Source organism: Roseibacillus persicicus, assembly GCF_014651675.1.
Taxonomy (GTDB): domain Bacteria; phylum Verrucomicrobiota; class Verrucomicrobiia; order Verrucomicrobiales; family Akkermansiaceae; genus Roseibacillus; species Roseibacillus persicicus.
The window spans coordinates 79,901-98,438 of sequence record NZ_BMXI01000010.1 but is presented as its reverse complement, the minus strand read 5'-3'; the positions used below and the strand labels follow the sequence as shown (position 1 = coordinate 98,438).

The 18,538-nt window shown below is 58.4% G+C and carries 16 protein-coding genes; 10 read left to right on the top strand and 6 right to left on the bottom strand.

Annotation, left to right across the window (positions count from 1 at the left end; genetic code table 11):
• Positions 1–62: 62 nt before the first annotated feature.
• A complete protein-coding gene (locus tag IE099_RS12450) occupies positions 63–1,262 on the top strand; it encodes a phosphoglycerate kinase (RefSeq protein WP_189570306.1) in 1,200 nt (399 codons plus the stop codon).
• A gap of 126 nt (positions 1,263–1,388) precedes the next feature.
• Positions 1,389–1,754, top strand: coding sequence for a hypothetical protein (locus IE099_RS12445; RefSeq protein WP_189570304.1), 366 nt, complete (start codon positions 1,389–1,391; stop codon positions 1,752–1,754).
• Positions 1,755–1,761: 7 nt separating this feature from the next.
• On the opposite strand, the gene IE099_RS12440 is transcribed toward IE099_RS12445, so the two are convergent.
• Complete coding sequence (locus tag IE099_RS12440) at positions 1,762–2,475, bottom strand: glycosyltransferase (RefSeq protein ID WP_189570302.1); 714 nt, start codon at positions 2,473–2,475, stop codon at positions 1,762–1,764.
• 124 nt (positions 2,476–2,599) lie between these two features.
• Between IE099_RS12440 and pyrE the strand changes: the two genes are divergently transcribed.
• Complete coding sequence (gene pyrE / locus IE099_RS12435) at positions 2,600–3,157, top strand: orotate phosphoribosyltransferase (protein WP_189570299.1); 558 nt, start codon at positions 2,600–2,602, stop codon at positions 3,155–3,157.
• Between the two features lie 285 nt (positions 3,158–3,442).
• On the opposite strand, the gene IE099_RS12430 is transcribed toward pyrE, so the two are convergent.
• The 4 genes from IE099_RS12430 to IE099_RS12415 all read right to left on the bottom strand — a co-directional run bounded on the left by IE099_RS12430 (position 3,443) and on the right by IE099_RS12415 (position 6,814).
• On the bottom strand, positions 3,443–3,832 hold the full coding sequence (locus tag IE099_RS12430) for a type II secretion system protein GspG (RefSeq protein ID WP_194598389.1): 390 nt from the start codon (positions 3,830–3,832) through the stop codon (positions 3,443–3,445).
• Between the two features lie 83 nt (positions 3,833–3,915).
• Complete coding sequence (locus IE099_RS12425) at positions 3,916–4,437, bottom strand: YetF domain-containing protein (protein ID WP_189570295.1); 522 nt, start codon at positions 4,435–4,437, stop codon at positions 3,916–3,918.
• Between the two features lie 278 nt (positions 4,438–4,715).
• Complete coding sequence (locus IE099_RS12420) at positions 4,716–5,786, bottom strand: 6-phosphofructokinase (RefSeq protein WP_189570293.1); 1,071 nt, start codon at positions 5,784–5,786, stop codon at positions 4,716–4,718.
• 44 nt (positions 5,787–5,830) lie between these two features.
• On the bottom strand, positions 5,831–6,814 hold the full coding sequence (locus IE099_RS12415) for a D-alanyl-D-alanine carboxypeptidase family protein (RefSeq protein ID WP_189570291.1): 984 nt from the start codon (positions 6,812–6,814) through the stop codon (positions 5,831–5,833).
• Between the two features lie 432 nt (positions 6,815–7,246).
• Between IE099_RS12415 and IE099_RS12410 the strand changes: the two genes are divergently transcribed.
• The 6 genes from IE099_RS12410 (at position 7,247) to der (ending at position 15,417) form a co-directional block, all read left to right on the top strand.
• Entirely contained in the window at positions 7,247–8,095 is an 849-nt protein-coding gene (locus tag IE099_RS12410; RefSeq protein WP_189570289.1) for an RNA recognition motif domain-containing protein, read from the top strand.
• A gap of 139 nt (positions 8,096–8,234) precedes the next feature.
• Positions 8,235–10,445 carry a DUF1553 domain-containing protein gene (locus tag IE099_RS12405; RefSeq protein ID WP_189570286.1) on the top strand — a complete coding sequence of 737 codons (2,211 nt, stop codon included), beginning with the start codon at positions 8,235–8,237 and terminating at the stop codon, positions 10,443–10,445.
• A gap of 67 nt (positions 10,446–10,512) precedes the next feature.
• Positions 10,513–11,829 carry an NAD(P)/FAD-dependent oxidoreductase gene (locus IE099_RS12400; RefSeq protein WP_189570284.1) on the top strand — a complete coding sequence of 439 codons (1,317 nt, stop codon included), beginning with the start codon at positions 10,513–10,515 and terminating at the stop codon, positions 11,827–11,829.
• A gap of 153 nt (positions 11,830–11,982) precedes the next feature.
• Positions 11,983–12,570, top strand: a complete 588-nt coding sequence (gene pgsA / locus IE099_RS12395; RefSeq protein ID WP_189570283.1) for a CDP-diacylglycerol--glycerol-3-phosphate 3-phosphatidyltransferase — start codon at positions 11,983–11,985, stop codon at positions 12,568–12,570.
• Entirely contained in the window at positions 12,563–13,945 is a 1,383-nt protein-coding gene (gene dacB / locus IE099_RS12390; protein ID WP_189570281.1) for a D-alanyl-D-alanine carboxypeptidase/D-alanyl-D-alanine endopeptidase, read from the top strand. Before pgsA ends, dacB begins: the two co-directional genes overlap by 8 nt.
• Positions 13,946–14,040: 95 nt before the next feature.
• A complete protein-coding gene (der, locus tag IE099_RS12385; protein ID WP_189570279.1) occupies positions 14,041–15,417 on the top strand; it encodes a ribosome biogenesis GTPase Der in 1,377 nt (458 codons plus the stop codon).
• Positions 15,418–15,429: 12 nt separating this feature from the next.
• Here der and IE099_RS12380 read toward each other — a convergent pair whose 3' ends face one another.
• Positions 15,430–15,846: a hypothetical protein gene (locus IE099_RS12380; protein ID WP_189570277.1), complete on the bottom strand. Its 417-nt coding sequence runs from the start codon at positions 15,844–15,846 to the stop codon at positions 15,430–15,432.
• 119 nt (positions 15,847–15,965) lie between these two features.
• On the opposite strand from IE099_RS12380, the gene IE099_RS12375 reads away from it, so the two are divergent.
• Complete coding sequence (locus IE099_RS12375; RefSeq protein ID WP_189570275.1) at positions 15,966–18,500, top strand: M16 family metallopeptidase; 2,535 nt, start codon at positions 15,966–15,968, stop codon at positions 18,498–18,500.
• Positions 18,501–18,538: the final 38 nt, after the last annotated feature.

The window sequence follows — 18,538 nt, the reverse complement described above, 5'->3', positions numbered from 1 at the left end:
GACCGGTTTGAAACGAACCCACTCTTGACAGTCAGGCGGAGCTGGGGCGATACCACGCCCTGATGAACAAACTATCGATTCGCGATCTAGACGCGGCAGGAAAGGAAGTTTTGATGCGGGCAGATTTCAACGTCCCTTTGAATGATGCTGGTGAGATCACGGACGACACCCGCATTCGGGCCGCCCTCCCTTCCATCCAGCATCTCAAGGAAATGGGAGTCAAGCTGGTCCTCTGCTCGCACATGGGTCGCCCCAAGGGTGAGCCGAACAGCAAGTATTCTCTCCAGCCCGTCGCCACCCGCCTGAGCGAGTTGCTCGGTTGCGAGGTTGCTTTCGCCAGCGACTGCATTGGCGAAGCTGCCACCAGCGCTCGCGCCGCCCTCGGCAATGGCGACATCCTCCTTTTGGAAAACACCCGCTTCCACGCGGCTGAGACCGACAATGACGCTTCTTTCGCCGAAGCCCTCGCCGCAACCGCCGAAGTGTTCGTCAATGACGCATTCGGCACCGCTCACCGCGCCCACGCCTCAACCGAGGGCGTCACCCACCACGTCAGCCAGAGCGCCATGGGCTTCCTCATGGAGCGTGAGCTCGAATACCTCGTCGGCAAGGTCGGCAACCCGGAGCGTCCCCTCCTCGTCATCATGGGCGGAGCTAAAGTCAGCGACAAGATTCAGGTCATCACCGCCCTGCTCGACAAGGCCGACACCTTCCTCATCGGTGGCGCCATGGCCTACACCTTCCGCAAGGCCCAGGGCCACAAGGTAGGCATGAGCCTCGTGGAAGACGACAAGCAGGAGCTCGCCCTTGACATTCTGAAGAAGGCCGAGGAAAAAGGCGTCAAGTTCCTCCTCCCCGCCGACACCCTCATCACCCAGGAATTCAAGAACGGGGCCGAGACCAAGAACATCGCCCCCTATGCCGAAGGCGGAGAAATCCCCGACGACTGGGAAGGAATCGATATCGGTTCGGTCGCGATTGAGGAATTCAAGAAAGTGGTCGCCGAAGCCAAAACCATTCTCTGGAACGGTCCAATGGGCGTCTTCGAAATCGACAGCTTCGCCAACGGAACCAAGGAGCTTGCTGAAGCAGTGGCTGCTAGCGACTCCCTCAGCATCGTCGGTGGCGGGGACTCGGTTACGGCCGCGGTCAAGTTCGGCGTTGCGGACGACATGACCTTCATTTCGACCGGAGGCGGTGCCAGCCTCGAACTCCTCGAAGGCAAGGAACTCCCAGGCGTAGCCGCGCTCAGCGAAGCATAGTCTCGCCCTCCCTCAGATCTCCAACCGATCAGCGGCCCGTCCGTTGATCGGTTTTTTTGGTGTCTGAAACAGTCATGGCAGAAAAGGATCTACCGCTATTTTCTCAATTTCCTTAGGCTCCCCACCGTGAGTAGTCTGAATGTCGCTGTTGTCCTCACCCTAATCGCAGGGTTGGGAGGAGCTGTCGCTGGCGGCTATACCTTTCGTGCGCCATGGTGGGCCTGGCCCCTCTTGGGAATTGCCGGCCTCTTCATTGGTCTGATTTCTGCGATTGTTCAAAACCAGATTCGAATCCGCGTTCTGGAAAAAGATGAGGATGAAAAGGGCTTTCTCGGTGGTCTCCGCTTTGCAGCCAAGCTCGTAATGCCCTTTCTGGCCGTTATTCTCGTTACCATCATCACAGTCACCGGGTCCATGCTCTTGACCAAGGCCATCTGGCCCGACCTCGCCGCCGAGCCCCGTGACCTGAAGTGGGCCGAGGGTCCTCTCTAACAGAGCCCTACCTCCCCACCTCATACCAGAACTGATCCGCTGCCGCGCGATCCGTCCCTCGAAATACCCTCCACACGAAACGCGGATTCAGGAAGAGATACCAGTCGCCAAACTGATCAAATTTGCGACACGAGGTCACCAAAGGAGCCCGCAGCACAGTCCCAAATCTTTGCCCCCTTTGCTTCCCCAAAGCTTTCAAGCGCTTGGCGAAATCCAGATCCTCAATGGACGCCAGCGCTTCATTGAAGCCTCCAATCGCCCGAAAGTCCTCGGTGCGACACCAGAACAAACCAAAGGACACCCCATGCCAAATCAAATACGGCATCACCGCACCCACACTGCAGACAATCCCCAGCGACCAACGCTCCGGCAAGGTGAGACACCCTCCCCCGACCACTTTCCCTGACTGGAGCCGGCGCAAGATGACCGCCAGAACCCGCTCGTGCGGCACGCTATCGGCATCACAAGTCAAGAGCACCGGAGCCGACGCAACCGCCGCCCCCGCATTTCGTATCTTCGATAAATTCGCCTCATCTTCATGGACCAAGACCGCGCCAGCCTTTTCCGCCAACTTGGCAGTGCCGTCGCTGCAACGGTTGAGCACCACAATCACTTCAATCGAGATCCCGGCATAAGCCTCTGCTCTGCGAAAGGCCGCCAGACACTTCGGGAGAAAGCGCTCCTCATTGTGCGCCGGAATGACAATCGAGATTTCAGCCATGTCCAAGACTAGCCCGACTTCATCCAGAAGCAACCCGCGCCCCCGCCGCCGGCCTCAAACAAAATTCGTCTCCCGACCGAAAATTTTGTTGGCCCTCGCCCAGACCGAACGATTGACTGGCCCCATGACCGCACGCGACGAGCTCAAAGCCATTCTCCAAAAAAAATCCATCCGAACCGGTGACTTCACCCTCGCCTCCGGTAAAAAGAGTGACTTCTATGTGGACTGCCGGGTCACCACCATGGACTGCCGCGGAGCCATTCTCGTCGGTGAAGTCGGCTATGCTGCAGTGACGGAAATGATTGCCGAACTCTCTGAAAAGCCGGTTGCCATCGGAGGCATGACCATGGGTGCCGATCCTATTTCTCTCGCCATCGCCATGGAGTCCTCCCGCCAGAACAATCCTCTCCAAATGTTCTCGGTAAGAAAGGAAGCCAAGAAATACGGCACCGGCAAACGAGTCGAAGGCAACTTCAATTCGGGAGATACTATCATTCTAGTAGAAGACACCGCTACTACCGGCGGCTCCACTATCAAGGCCATGGACGCAATTGAAGCCGAAGGAGGCAAAGTCGCCTTCGTCCTCATCCTCGTCGACCGTCAGGAAGGCGCCAAAGAAGTCATCGAAGCACGCGGCGTGGAAGTCGTCAGCGTCTACGGCAAAGCAGAATTGATTCAATAAAAGGGCACCTACCTTTATCGTAACGTCCCCAATTCCAAGTCAGCATAGCTCGAAAGAACAGCCCCGGGTGGTCCGCACAACTGCAGAAGAACAATCACCCCTTCCTCAGCAACAAAGCAGGCTGAGGCAGAAAATCCGATCTTCGAAATGAAACACCACAAGGGCTAGCCCGGGTTGGTCTCCACCGTGACTGGGAGCCCAGTCGCCGCTTGAAGCCACGTTACCAGTTCGTATTTCCCGTTGCCGGGAGACCGTCGCAACTCCACCCCATCATCGGGGACCCACTTAGTCCCAATTGTTGCTGTCATCCGGGTCGTTCCCCCTCGAACGAGTGATTCCATCGCGACCACAGACATAGACTCCAAATCCTTGTGGAAGCTCCTCATCGACAAAATACCTAACAGGCGCACCCCAAGGGTCTGTGGGAACTTCAGGATACAGCTGCATCCATTTCGCATCCTCAGCCAAGGATTCTGGTCTCGTCACTAAGGCCGACAAACCATCTTCCTCGGAAGGAAGTTCACCACACAAGAGTTCGTATTCTCTCACCTTTGCGGAAACTCCCCCAACCAGCATTTCGGACATCTCATTTGCAGTCACATCCGACCGACAGCCATCAAACAAGAATCCAGGGAGACAGAGGCACTGCGCAAAAACAATTTCTTGAGCATTCATTGACTCTAAAACGGAGTAGACCACATGAACTGTCGGCACTATTCATCAGAAAACTCTCATTCGCCCATCATGGCAACCGAGTCCTATTGGTCGATGCGCTTGGTTCCAGACAAGAGGTTCTCCGCACACTCATCTCCATGAAGAACAGAGATGTCTCCTGTTGTTTCGAGAACCACAGCTCGAACTTTGGACAGATTGAGCACATTCGCTTCACGGAGTTTTGCGAACAAGTCACTTCGCGCCACCCGGGTCCGGGAAAGAGCCTCTTCAATAATTTGACCATCACGCATCAAAATGACTGGTTCGTTCTGCATCAGGTTTTCGAAGCGGTCGGAAGCTTGCCGGAGGCGAGCGGTTGTATATTGAACGAGAAAGAGACCGGTCATCGCGGCACAGATTTGGCCGAAGGATTCCCAACTCGTCGACTGGCTTGCCCCTGCAAGCAAAGACCCAACCGCCACAGTCATCACAAAATCAAAGTTGGTCATCTTCGAAAACGACCTCAGTCCATTGATTCGCACCAAGACGACCACCCAGAGCATCCCCAACGCAGTAAGGGCAAATCCGCGCACGAATAAATCTATAGTTGGTTCCTCTACGAACATAGTGATACTAGGAGACTGGTTCTCGATTGAATTTTCAGCTGCATCTTGAATGACATTCCAGCCCACTCAATCTCATCAACTCAGCGCGCCTTTGTCACCCCTACCACTGCTTTCATTCCAGTCAAGCGCCAGTAAGCCTTTGCCACAGACCCTTTGGTATTTTGCATTGTTCGGCACCACTCCCCCACTCATTTGGTTGAGACTGGAGTGCACAAAAAAGGCCGCGGGGTGAATCCGTCGGCCTTGGAAATGATTTCTGGCGAAAGATTGGGTTTCGCCTATTGACCGAAGCAGATGCCGATCGCCTTGGCAGCGTTGACGACCTCGCCGTCGGGGTCAACGGTCCGGATTTTGTGCACGGCGTCCAGGATGGGGACGGAGCCCACGTGGTAGGATTGATAACTCACCATTTGGCCGAAGTTGCCTTCGCTGGCGAGCTTCACTGCCATCACGCCGAAACGCAATCCGAGGATGCGGTCGAGAGCGGTTGGTCCCCCGCCCCGCTGGAGGTGTCCGAGGGTGCAGGAGCGGGTCTCTTTGCCGGTCAATTTTTCCACTTGTTCGGCAACCATGGCTCCAATTCCACCGAGCCGGAGTTCGCCGCCGTGCTCGTTCTCCTTGGCAATTAGGCCTTCGGGCATCTTGGCTCCTTCGGCTACCACTATGAGGGAGCTGTGATGACCCTGAGCTTCGCGTAGCTTGATGAAGTCGGCGACCTTCTCCATGCTGAAGGGCATCTCGGGAAGAAGGACCACGTCCGCACCGCCAGCCATGCCACCCCAAAGGGCGATCCAACCGGCATGACGACCCATGACCTCGAGGACCATGACGCGCTTGTGGCTGGAGGCAGTGGTGTTGAGACGGTCGAGCCCATCCACGACGGAAGTCACGGCACTGTCAAAACCGAAGGTCATCGCCGTGGCCTGTAGGTCGTTATCAATGGTTTTGGGCACGCCGATAACGGGCCAGCCATCTTCGAAGAGCTGATGCGCGGTCGTGAGAGAGCCGTCCCCCCCCACAATGACAAGGGCCCCGATTTCGAGCTGGTCGAGGGTCTTCTTGGCCTTATCAATGATTTCTTGCGGCACTTTGGCGACATCGCCGGCACCGACTTTCGCCGCAAAGTTACCCTTGTTGGTGGTCCCAAGAATGGTTCCGCCCAGCTTCAGGATGCCAGCGGTGTCGGAACGTTTGAGAAACTTGAAGTCGCCGGGAGGCAAAAGACCTTCGAAGCCGTCACGGAATCCAACCGTTTCCCAACCTCTCTCGCTGGCAGCTCCAACGACTCCGTGAATGACCGCGTTCAACCCAGGGCAGTCGCCTCCGCTATTTAGAATTCCAATGCGCATGTTTTGCTATTTTGTGTAAAAGTTTGGTGTGAGACCGCATCCAATCATTGAAGATTGGGTACGGAAAGGATTTCTTCTGGTTGACTGATGGCAGCGCCCCCCATCGTGCGCCACTGATCATAACCAGCCCAGCCGGCGTTGAGCAGCCCTAGCGCCCGCCCTTCGCGCTCAGCACTGTTGAGCACTACGACGATCATTCGTTGCGGAGTGATGCGTGCTTGTCCATCGGGAAGCTTTTCCACAATGGAATCCCGTTCGGCGGAAATCATGATGCAGGGTCCCGAGAGTGGGGTTTGGCCTGCCTTCAGTCCATCGATACGCTGCGTGCCAACCAGTTGATTGGTGTTGGAGACCCGAAAGCTAACCGCCTGCCCGGCCCGCTGAAATCCGATCTGACGGGACTTTTGCTTGGTGTAAAAGGCCATGCCAGGATGACGCATGGCATAGATGGCGAGGCGAGCCATGTCCTCGGCAGTTGAGGTTCCCCCGTCGCTGCCGTGGGCGTTGGCAAAGCGGGTGCGGGACATGCCCAGAGCGCGGGCGAGCTCATTCATCTCATTGACGAAGGTCCCACTGACGGAACCGTAGCGAGAACCACGTCTCTGCTGAAGCTCGTTGCCAATGAAGACGGCTACGGTCTGAGCAGAGGCGGTATCCGAGCCCATCAGCATGGAATAAAGGGCGTCGCGCAGAGCAATCTGGTCACCGGGTTGCAGGCCCATCGGGTTGGGGCCGGTCAAAGTGGCGACATCCGGAGGCACGATCGCTTGTTGCGCCAGGCTGATTCCCGTCGCGGTGGACCAATCGAAGGCGACAACCGCAGTGGCGACTTGACTGAGACTCGCCACCGAACGGGTGGCACGGGAATTCCGGTTGGCTAGGATTTTCCCCGAGTGAGCCTCCACCGCAATGTAGGCCTCGCCACCGGAGTCCGGTCCGCCCCCCATTCTGCTTCCACCCAGGCCGGCACAGCTGCAGGTCAAGAGGGCCAGCAGTCCCAATGTGCACACTTGAAAAACTTTTTTCATCGGGGCGAATGCAAGGTTACCAGCATTTTTTCGCAAGAAAAATGATGCCTCCCCGCGCCGATTACACCCTTGCCGGGTGAGCGTTCTTGGCCTAGCGTCGCGCTGTCGGAAGACTAAGATTGATGCAAAATAACGACTACCCAAGCACTTTTGCTCCGCTGGAGTCGTTTCTATCTGTCAGGATGCCCGCGCCCCCAGTCGGGGAGAAAGTCGCAGCGGGAACTGCTGGATTCGCACCCAATAGGTCAACGACATACCCACGATCCGTTCGCCGGGATCGCTGCCAATTTTCTGGAAATTCTTCCGCCGAAAGAACCGCACCCGGAGGTCCTGTGGGGCATCCGGGGCCAGTGGGGATTCGACGGCTACGCCTTTTCCTAGCTTGTCCTGAGGCAGTCTTCCCGGTTCGAACGAACGAACCGAAACAAGACAATGTCTGAACAAAACGAAAATCGAAACAGTCGGAACCGCAATGGCGGGAACCGGAACCGAAACCGCAGTGGCGGGAATGGAGGTCAACGCAACCGCAATGGCAACGGCCGCAACGGAAACGGAAAGAACCGCAATCGCAATGGCGGCGGTGGGAATGGCGGAGGAGACCGAAGCCCGAGCCAACAGCGCAATGAGCTGCAGCCCTCCCGAGGTCGCCGCGCAAAGCCCAAACCGCTGACCTTTTGGCAGAAAATCCTGAAAGCGATCGGTATCTACAAGGAGCCAACCGCAAAGCCCGCCGGAGGCAACCAGCGCGGCCCCGCGAAAAAAACCGCAGCTAAGAAGTCCGGACGCGTGGCAGGCGGCGGACGGGTCGACCAAAAAGGCGGCACCGCCAAGAAGAGCGGTCAAAAGCCTCGTCGCGAGCGCAAGCCGGCGCCCCCCACCAAGGTGGAGACTCCCCGACTCTACGTGGGCAATCTGTCCTATGACACCACCGAGTATGATCTGGAAGAACTCTTCAAAGGCGTAGGATCGGTGCGGAAAGTGGAATTGGTCTACAACCGCCACACCCACAAGTCCAAGGGCTACGGCTTTGTCAACATGGCCAATATGGAAGAAGCCGAACGCGCGGTGGAGGTCCTCCATGACCAGCCCTTCATGGGACGCAAGCTCATCGTCAATGGAGCACGCTCCAAGGGACCCAATGATGGAGCGAAGAAGAAGGTAGAGGGAGGAGACTCCCCCCAACCACAGGCCCAAGAGGAAGCCAAGCCTGCAGCAACCGAGGCCCCGGCCGAGGTCCCCGCTGAAGAGGAAGTTCACTCTCTGGCCCCCGACAAGGAGTAAGGGGCTTCCCACTCTTGTCATTTCTCAAAAAAACCTCCTCTGGCTCACGCTGGGGGAGGTTTTTTCGTTGAGACCAAGCGGACACACTGACTCAAAGCCCCCTTCTCTCCCCGGCCCGAGCCTGCTTCCCTCTCTTTCCGTGCGTTGGTTATTCTTACTCAGTCTGCTCTGCCTGACCTCCTGTCGGGAGAAAGACCCGTGGGCCGGAGATCCCTCGGTCCCGCAGACCATCTCCTTCAATCAACACATCCGGCCGCTGCTCACCCGCGAGTGTCTCCAGTGCCATGGGGCAGAAAGAGCAGATGGCGGGCTCCGCCTGGATCGGCCGTCGGGAGTCGCTTCGGTGACCAGCGACAATAGCCCGAAAAAGTCCCGCCTCTGGGAAAAGATCGTCGAGAACCATCCCGTGGCGCTTCCCAATAGCGAGCAGGCAATCCTGTGGCGCTGGATCAAGCAAGGTACTCCCACGGAGGGTCACTGGGCGGCCCTTCCGCTGACCGACCCCTCCACCTCCCTGATTCCTCCCTCTCTCAAACCCGGCGAACCCGTAACCGACAGCGAGCTGGCCTTTCTCGCCCGTTCTCTCTTTGGGCGCGAGGCCACCGCTGCGGAAATGGCATACTGCAAGCAGCACCAGCCGGCACGGGGCGACCTGATCGACAGCATGATGCGCCACCGCGACTTCGGTCAAAACTTCGGAACCCGTCTCTTGCTCCTATCGGGTGCCAGCCCGGTTTCACCGAAAGGACCTTTCGCGCCCTATCTGCGTTGGCTGGAGACGCAAATCAGCAACCCCAGCTTTTCCCTCAACGACTTCTTCACCGATTCTTTAGCGGGCGACCTGATTTCGGAAGCTGGCCAGCAGGGAACGATCGCGACCGCTTGGGTCCGCCTGCCCCATCGTGCGGGCCTTGATTCCCTCGCGGCACGGGTTGCGCACGGTCTCCTGGCAATCGACCTGACCCGACCTGACAGCCCCAATGATCTCTGGGCCAATGCGAGTGAGACTTTGCCGCTGTTCCTACCCGACTTCCCTCCTGCTGCCCGGGGCGAGATTGCCAATCCCCCCTTCCTCCCCGTGCACACCCCGATACAACGCGAAGCGCTCAAAGAGGCTCTCACCAAAGAGCCCGATGCGTGGGCGGCCACAGAGACCGCCCCGGAAACTGCAACCGCGAACTTTGCCGCGTGGTTTGCGGAAGAAACGCCTGCGGTCGAGATTCCCGACCTCGCGGTGGCTTTCGCCTTCGATGAAGCGGAGCCCGGTGACCACAGTCCTGCTCCCGTGGCGAGACTGCGAGCCCCCTTCGCTCTTGCGGAAGGGGTGCAAGGAATGGGGCTGGCGGCCCCAGCAGTCTTTGAAGGTCTCCCCCTGGCCTCGGCCCAGGCCTTCCTGCTTTCGTTTTTTCTCAAGCTCTCGCACTTGCCCGAGCACCCCACTGCTCTTTTTTCGGCTCAGACAGAACAGGGTGCTCCAGTAGGGTTTCGCCTGGATATCTCGACCCGGGGCCTCGAGATCGCGCTGCTAAAAGGCTCGGCCACCAACTGCCTGGCCGTCGACGCCCTCACTCTGCCTCAGCCGGGCCACTGGCATCACTTGGCAATCGGATACGACGGCTCCCGGCAGGCAAAGGGACTGCAGCTCTGGATCGATGCCAAGCCGATTCCCCTGACCATCGTGCACGACGAGCTCTACGGCATCGCACGAGCCAAGGGCGGTGAAATGCGCTTTCAGTTCCCGGCGATGGAGGAACTTGCCCCCACCGTTATCGACGAGCTACAAGTCTATCGCGATGTCTTGAGTGAAATCGAAATCGCGCACCTCCGGGATGGCCGCGCCCTGCTGGAGGCGGTGAGGGACGAATTTCCGCGCGAGGACCTGCTCTTCAACTACTATCTGCGTAGCAAGAGTCAGGCCGCCCGAAGCAACCGCCAACGAGCGGTTTCGGCCTCCAATGAGGTGGCGACATTGCAAGACACCGCCCTCCTGGTGCCCGTGGCCGAGGCGACTCCCTCCCCTGAAGTTCGTCCCACCTTGCCCTTCTACCCACTCCCTCTCACGGCGGACCCCGACCGCCTGGGTTTCGCGCAATGGCTCTTTGACGATCGCAACCCAATCACCCCCCGCGTAATGGCCGCGCGGCTCTATCAAATGATTCACGGAGTGAACCTCTTGCCCGAGAAAGACATCTCCGACCCGTGGCAGGTCCCTGCCGACCCCGCGCTCCTGGATTATCTCGCGCGTGATGTTCTGGTGAAGGATTGGAACCTCCGCGGCATCCTCCGCACGATTTTACTGCACCCTCCCCAAGCCTCCTCCGTGATCAACGCAGTCGAGGAAGCCATCTAGAATCAGCCATCAGGACGGGTGCGACGACAGGCCCTTTCTTTCTTCTCAAAATACGTTATGCTCCGCCGTGCCTGGCCCTAAACAAATTCTCATCATCGGTGGCGGTTTTGCCGGACTCGCCTGTGCCCAAAAGCTGGCTGATGACCCGCGATTTCGCGTCACCCTCATCGATCGCGAGAACCATCACCTCTTCCAGCCCCTGCTCTATCAGGTGGCGACCACCTCCCTCGCCGCCCCGGACATTGCCCGTTCGCTGCGGGGCATTCTGTCCAAAGCTGAGAACGTGAAGGTCCTCATGGATTCGATCAACAAGGTCGATCCCGATGCCAAGATCGCCTATTCCGACCGGCGGGAATACCCCTTCGACTATCTCGTGCTGGCCTGTGGGGCGAGGACCTCTTTTTTCGGGAAAGACGAATGGGCCGAACACACCATTGGACTCAAAAGCCTCGGAGATGCCCATCGCATTCGGGCGCGGGTCCTCTCCGCTCTGGAACGTGCCGAGATCACGACCGATCTGGCCGAACGACGACGCCTGATGACCATCCTCCTAGTCGGAGGCGGTCCCACGGGCGTTGAGTTGGCCGGTGCCTTTTCCGACCTGGTGCGTCGCGCCATGCGCTCTGACTTTCGCAACATCGACCCCGCCGAGCTCAACATCATTCTCGTTCAATCCGGCGATCGGTTGCTCAAGCCCTTCGACCCCCAGCTCTCGGCCTATGCAAAACACCGCCTTCAAGACCTCGGGGTGGAGATCTTGCTGGGGCCGCGCGTGGATGATATTCAACCCGGCCGCGCCCACCTCAACGAGGGCTCCAGCTCTCCTCTGGTATCGGACGACAATTGGATCGAGGCGGAGACCATCATCTGGGCCGCCGGAGTGCAGGCCAACGACCTCACGAGGCAAATCGGTGTCGAGACCGATCGCGGCGGCCGAATCTCGGTCAAACCCGACCTTTCCATCCCCGGTCACCCCGACCTTTTCGCGGCCGGAGATATCATCAACCTGGTGGACAAGAACGGAGTGCAGGTCCCGGGGCTGTCCCCGGCCGCCGCCCAAGCGGGCAAGCACATCGCCAAGCTCCTGAAAGAGGAGGCCCGGCTCGAGACCACCACCCACGCCGGTCGCAAGGTTTCTCTCCGTCCGAAGTTCGCCTATTGGGACAAAGGCACGATGGCCATCATCGGCAAGAACGTCGCGGTGATGCAAACCCAACGAATCCGAATGAAAGGCCTTTTCGCTTGGATTTCTTGGCTTCTGGTGCACGTGGCTTTCCTCGTGGGATTCCGGGCAAAACTCTTTGTCTTGCTCCAGTGGGCCTATGCTTACCTCGTCGACAAGCCTGGTGCCCGCGTGTTTGTCAACCGGGGTTCCCGCGACTGAATCGAGTATCTCGTTGGACAAGCTACTTCCCTTACTCCTCCGCTCCGGAGCATGGGAAACCCGAGCTCTTTGGCTAAAGCCCGCTCTTGTCCTCCCTCGCTTTCATCGACATATTGAGCAGGAATTTCGCTCCGCCCCTTACCACTTCTCCCGGTGACCATTCCCACCTACATCACCATCTTTCGGCTTCTGTGTATTCCGTTTTTCGTCGCTCTGGCCATTTGCTACAGCCTGAGTGTTAAGGATGGAGCGGCGGACGAAACTCTGCGTTGGTCTGCTGTAGCCATCTTCATCATCGCCTCGGTTTCCGATGCCCTCGACGGTTATCTCGCGCGAAAGCTCAAGCAATTCTCGAAGCTCGGTGCCTTCCTCGATCCCTTGGCCGACAAGTGCCTCTTGCTCTTCGCCTTGACGACCTTGGCAGTCTTTCCATGGGGACCGGAAGGATGGCGCTTGCCGGTATGGTTCATTGTGCTCGTAGTCGTGCGCGACATCATCATCGTCGGGGGACTCTGGATTCTCCACCACTACCAAACCGGCGTTCAAATCAAGCCTCACTGGTCGGGCAAGGTCTGCACCGTGACCCAAATGATCGCGCTGGGTTGGGTGATGCTGAAGTGGGTCCCCTTTTCACCTCTCTATCCTGCGGTCCTCGCCTCCATCTTCACCATCTGGTCCGGGGTCTCCTACTTCCAGTTGGGGCTCACCCTCATCCGCAAAGCGCCATCCAACCATGAATAGACTTTTAGGATTCATCGCCTCGTTCGCTCTCAACGGAATCGGCGCCGCGGAACCGCTGGATGACTTTCTGAAGTCGCCTGCCCTCAAGACGGCTTCGGTTGGCTTCGCCATGGTCCCCCTGGATCCCCCGGAAGAAGGAGAAGATCCCTTGTCCGAGGTTCTGCACAATCCCGATCAGGCCCTAACCCCGGCGTCGGTGCAAAAAGCGATCACTACCGCGACCGCCCTGCAAATTTTGGGTCCGGACTACCGCTTCGTCACCAAACTCTATCGCTCGGGCGACGATGTCATCATCATGGGTGGGGGCGACCCCTTGCTGGCTTCCACCAGTCTCGACGCCGAGTTCCCCGCCTGGCACCAAGCCCTGTTAGATGCCGGAATGACCAGCATTGAAGGCTCGCTCATCGCCGACCCTTCTTTCTTTGAAGACTGCACCACCCCCAATCAGTGGCTCTGGGGAGATATCGGCAACTACTACGGGGCTGGCGCCTGTGGACTATGCTTTCACCGAAACAGCTTCGAGATCACATTCCAGCCTGGCGAAGTGGGACAGGAAGCGAAGATGCTCTCGGCCTATCCCCGGCCGCCCCGGGTGACCTTCCGGAACCACATGAAGACCGGAACCAGCGGCAGCGGCGACCAAGGCTACGCCTACAGTGGTCCGGAGCGCGACCTCATCACCCTCCGCGGGACAGTTCCCGCAGGTGGTCAGTTTTCCATCAAGGGCTCCCTCCCCAATCCGGCGCTCTCCTGCCTTTCGGCCTTTCGCTCCTATCTGAAAAAGAAAGACTTTCCCGTCAATGACATCGAAGTGAAGCGGGGAACAGCCCCAAAGGAAGAGGACCTTTTGCTCGCGGTGGAAAGCCCCTCTCTCGCGAAAATCATCGTCCCGACCAACATGAAGAGCGTCAACTTGAACGCGGAGTGCCTATTCAAAGCGCTGACCCCAGAGGGAAAGACCACGTCCTCACAGAAGGCCCTCCATACCCATTGGAAAGAGCAGGGAGTGGACCTCACTGGCTTCCTCGCCCACGACGGCTCCGGACTTTCGCCACAAAACACCCTCACCGCGCGACAGGTGGCAGCGATTCTCAAGCTCACCAATGAGTCCGAGCACGCCGCCACCTTTCGAGCCTCTCTTCCCATTGCGGGCCGCACGGGCACCATGCGTGGCTTTGGCCGGGGAACCGCTGCGGAAGGACGCGTCATGGCCAAATCCGGCTCGATGGAACGCGTAAGGGCCTGGGCGGGTTATCTGAAAACCGAGTCGAACAAGAGATTTGCCTTTGCCCTCCTCATCAACCACTACAACGGATCCGACTCCGCGGTCCGGAGCGCTGCTTCCCGCTTTCTCGCGAAACTATGCGAAGAGTGATTGGCGGGGGCTCTCGGTAAAAGGTTCGACAAAAGAGTCTTCCTTGATAAAGGCTAGGGGTCCGGCCGCTCCATGGCCCCAACCCCTCTCCCACCGTGCTCACTGTTGCTATCGTAGGCCGACCCAACGTCGGCAAATCCGCCCTCTTCAACCGCTTGGCTGGTCGCCGGATCGCGATCGTCCATAACCAACCGGGTGTGACGCGGGACCGCATTTCTGCGCCGGCTTCTCTGCCACAGACTCCCTGCGAGCTGATTGATACCGGCGGAATCGGTGAAGGCGCTGATGCCTCATTCTCCGATGCCGTGCAGACCGAGGCGGAATTGGCGATGGCTTCGGCGGACCTCATTCTCTTCGTCGTCGACGCCCGCTCGGGCTTGACCTCGGTCGACGAAGCTCTCGGGCGGGTCTTGCGCAAAACCCAAACTCCCATCGAGCTGATCATCAACAAGTCCGACACCGACGCCCAAGAAGACGACGGCAGCGAATTCGCACGCTTGGGCTTCGGAACCGGTCTCCGGACCTCGGCCGAGCATGGACGTAATATTCAGGCCCTCGCCGATCTAGTCGACGAACACCTTTCCCCCATCCAGGAGAAGATCGAGGAAGTTGCGGAATCCACCGAACGCGATGGACTCAAGATCGCCGTGGTAGGACGGCCTAATGCGGGCAAATCCTCGCTGATCAATGCCATTTTGAAAGACGAGCGCACCATCGTCTCGGACATCGCCGGCACCACCCGCGACGCAGTAGACATCCCCTACTCGCGCGACGGCGAACGCCACACCCTAATCGACACCGCCGGACTGCGGCAGCGGTCGAAGATGGACACCTCGGTCGAAGTCTTTTCCGCCATGCGCAGCGAGCGCTCTATCCGACGGGCCGACCTTTGCCTCCTGGTCATCGATCTGGATGCCGGCATCACGGCCATGGACCGCAAAATCGCGAGCACCATCCAGAAGGAAAACAAGCCCTGCCTGATTGTGGCCAACAAGTGGGACCTCTATCACCCCGACCTCCCCAAGCACGAGCGCTTGGAAAAGGCGACCGACCACATCAAACGCGAACTTTTCTTTCTCCACTACGCGCCCTTCACCTGTGTCTCCGCAATGAAGAACCAGTCCCTCGGTCTGGTCTTCAAGATGATCAACGAGATCCGCCGCGAGGCCCAGAAGCACATCACCACCGGACAGCTCAATCGTCTACTCGGAGATGCCCTGCTCAAGAACGCTCCACCGCAGAACAAGTCGCTGAAGAAGCGACTCAAGATCCTATATGCGACCCCGGCCGTGAACGATAAATACCGCGCGATTCCCGTTCCGGAGATCATTTTGTTCGTGAACGACAAAAGGCTGCTTTCCGACAACTACTCCCAGTATTTGGAAAACCAGATTCGCGAACGCTACCCCCACCCCGGAGTACCGCTCAACTTGTCGGCTCGCTCACGACGGAGGCCTGATAAGAAGGGTTAGGGCTTCCCCCGTCTAGTTCCCCATCAGTTGGGCGGCTTTCACGAAGTCTTCCGCCAGAGTGCGCGTTGCCGATTCACGCTCTTTCCGTGTCGAACGCTTGCCACGGAACAAGACATGGAGATTCTTTCCTCCGGGCAGTTCGATGAAAGAGTCATCGCGAAACAGTTCGAGCGCTTTCTCATCACTGGCAACCCCGTAGTAGTCTTTCAAGCCATGCTTCGTAACGGTATTCAGCAAAACCTCATCGCGATCCAGAATTTCGTTATAGCGCTGCTTTTGAAACTCGATCTCCTCGGATGGAATGGGATTGGAAAGAGTCAGGCCCACCCCGCGAGGTTCAATCCGGTTCATCTTTCCCAAGAATAGATAGCCTCCCACTCCACCGAGAACCAGCAGCAGTAGAACAACAAACGCGATAAATGCCTTCACGGAATTGTTTTAAGGCCGGCCCCAACCTGAGGTAAAGCGATTCCTTTGCCGAGCGCGGCAAGAAAACGGCTTCAATTTCGTCCGGAAGTCGTCCAGCCTCCCGCCCACCAAGATCCTCCATGACCTTTCCCGCCACTTCCGCCACCCGCCATACTCTGCCATGCGGCCTGACCGTAATCCTCGATCCCAATGCCAGCGCGCCAGTCGTCTCGGCCCAAATCTGGATCGAAGCAGGCTCCCGCCGGGAGCGTCAGCACGCGGGCGGAGGAATCTCCCACCTACTGGAGCACATGGTCTTCAAAGGCACCAAGTCCTTTGATTGTGCGACTCTCGCCCAATCCGTGCAGGAAAAGGGCGGACACTGGAATGCCTACACCTCATTCGACCGCACCGTCTACTACATCGATGGACCGGATAGCTCGACGGAGTTTTTCCTCCAGGCCCTCACCGAACTCGTCTTCTTTCCCACCTTCCCTCTGGAAGACTTCGAAACCGAGAAAGATGTCATCCGACGCGAGATCGATATGGGGCTCGACGACCCCGATAGCGTGGCCTCCCAGCTGCTCTTCTCCACCGCCTTCCAACACGATCACCGGCGCTTCCCTGTCATCGGGCATCTCGACCGCTTCAATTCCATCACCCACACCGAGATGGTGGCCTACCATGCCGCGCGCTATCGCCCGTCCAACGCCTTCCTCGTTCTCTCTGGTAACTTTGAAACCGAAGCGATTCTGGAAAAGCTCACCGAGCTCACCTCGGATATCCCCAATCTGCCGGTGGACGAGTTCCATGACGCCACCGAAGTCCGCGCGCTAGGTCGTCGCACGGAACGGAAGACCTTCTCAACCGCAGTCTCCCACCTCACCCTTTCCTGGCCCATTCCGACCAGTGCCGATCCCGAGTGTCCGGCCTTGGAACTCCTCGCCCAGGCAGTCGGCGGCGGGGTTTCCAGTCCGCTCTATCAGCGCTTCCGCGAGGAAAGCGGTCTCACCCACCACATCGGGATTTGGGCTTGGACCCCCAAGGACCCGCCCGGGCTCTTTGCCATCTCGGCAGAAGTCGATTTGGAAAAGCGGGACCAGACCGAGGAGGAGATTCTCGCCGAATTGCCAGCGATGATCGAGAATCTAACCGAAGCGGATCTCTCGAAGGCGTTTCGCCAAATCGCGGCTGCCCAGTTCCGTTCACTCACCACGGCCTCGGGGCGGGCATCAGACTTGGGCTCCAACTGGCACGAAGGCCGCAACTTGGATCTGACCCGCGATTACCTCACCGCTCTTTCGAAGGTCACCCTTGCCGACCTGAAGAACGTAGCCCGCAAATATCTCCGCGAAGAACTCCTCACGGTCACATCCCTGGATCCTGAAAAAGAACTCGAACGCGATCTCCACGTCATCACCGGCGCGGCCGCCGAGCCAATCTCGGAACACACTCTCAGCAATGGCCTGCGAGTCCTGCTAAAGCGTGACAAGCGGATTCCGGCAGTCTTCTTACAAAGCCCCTTCCTAGCCGGCCTTCCGAGCGAAACCATGTCCAAGGCAGGCTTGGGGCAGCTTCATGCCAGCAACTTTCTGAAGGGCACGAGCAAGCAGAGCGCCCTTGAGTTCAACCGCTCACTGGAATCACTGGGTGCCAAGCTCAGGCTCTCAACCGGCAACAACACCTCCATCCTCTCGGGTTTCTGTCTCAGTATGGACTTGCCGGATTTCCTTTCGCTGACAGGGGAAAGCCTCTGCCAGCCCCTCTTCCCCGCCGAAGCCCTCGAACGGGAAAAGGCAGCTCAGATCGCAGCGATTCAAGAGGCCAAGGAAGATCCCGCCCGCATGGCATTCTACCACCTGCGGAAGCATCTCTTTGGCGAACAGCATTACGGTATCCCCAAGCTCGGCTTGGAAGAATCGGTTGCCGGAATCGGTCGCGACGACCTCATAGCCCATCACGAGCGGGCCTTCCACGCCCAGAATACCGTCATGGCGCTTTATGGGGATTTGCCCGAAGACGAGGTGGTGCTTGCTCTCTTGGAAGAAAACCTCGCCGCCATTCCCAAAGGAGAAAAACTCGCCTTCTCCCCCGAGATCGCACGGATCCCCTTCGCGGCGGGTGAACACATCCACCGACTTGACCGTGAACAGGCCGTTCTCGCGATGGCGGTTCCCGGTCTCTCCTTTGATTCTCCTCAAGCGGTTGCGGCGGAGCTTTTGCAAGAGCACACCTCCAACATGGCCGGACCTCTCTTCACCCGTATTCGTGAGGAATTGGGCTTGGCCTACTATGTGTCTAGTAGCCAATTCCATGGACTAGGAACCGGGATGTTCGCGACCTACCTGGGAACCTCGCCGGATCAACTCGACCTCGCCCACCGCGAGTTGGTAGCCACCCTGGAGCAGATTGGCGAACAAGGCCTCTCCTGCGAGGAGCTGGAACGTTCCCGCACCGCGGCACTCTCCGGACACGCTTTGGATGAACAATCGATCTCCTCACAAGCACGTCAAGCCGCCCTGGACAGCGTTCTCGGGCTGGGCTTGGAGCACTCGAAGGAAAGCTTGGAAAAACTGAAGTCTATCCCACTGGAGGAAGTCAATGCCTTCACCAAGGAGCTCCTGAGCCAGACAACCGTAACCACGATCGTTAGGCCCGACGACAACAAGGCCTAAGAGCTTTCGCATCGAAACCGGCTTGGCGACAAGCCGGT

What these genes read in the sequence shown, in the direction of transcription:
- IE099_RS12415 (WP_189570291.1), bottom strand. Translation starts at nt 6,814, where the DNA reads ATGAAAAAAGTTTTTCAAGTGTGCACATTGGGACTGCTGGCCCTCTTG.
- pyrE (WP_189570299.1), top strand. Translation starts at nt 2,600, where the DNA reads ATGACCGCACGCGACGAGCTCAAAGCCATTCTCCAAAAAAAATCCATC.
- IE099_RS12410 (WP_189570289.1), top strand. Translation starts at nt 7,247, where the DNA reads ATGTCTGAACAAAACGAAAATCGAAACAGTCGGAACCGCAATGGCGGG.
- dacB (WP_189570281.1), top strand. Translation starts at nt 12,563, where the DNA reads ATGAATAGACTTTTAGGATTCATCGCCTCGTTCGCTCTCAACGGAATC.
- IE099_RS12450 (WP_189570306.1), top strand. Translation starts at nt 63, where the DNA reads ATGAACAAACTATCGATTCGCGATCTAGACGCGGCAGGAAAGGAAGTT.
- IE099_RS12420 (WP_189570293.1), bottom strand. Translation starts at nt 5,786, where the DNA reads ATGCGCATTGGAATTCTAAATAGCGGAGGCGACTGCCCTGGGTTGAAC.
- IE099_RS12375 (WP_189570275.1), top strand. Translation starts at nt 15,966, where the DNA reads ATGACCTTTCCCGCCACTTCCGCCACCCGCCATACTCTGCCATGCGGC.
- IE099_RS12440 (WP_189570302.1), bottom strand. Translation starts at nt 2,475, where the DNA reads ATGGCTGAAATCTCGATTGTCATTCCGGCGCACAATGAGGAGCGCTTT.
- IE099_RS12430 (WP_194598389.1), bottom strand. Translation starts at nt 3,832, where the DNA reads ATGAATGCTCAAGAAATTGTTTTTGCGCAGTGCCTCTGTCTCCCTGGA.
- IE099_RS12425 (WP_189570295.1), bottom strand. Translation starts at nt 4,437, where the DNA reads ATGTTCGTAGAGGAACCAACTATAGATTTATTCGTGCGCGGATTTGCC.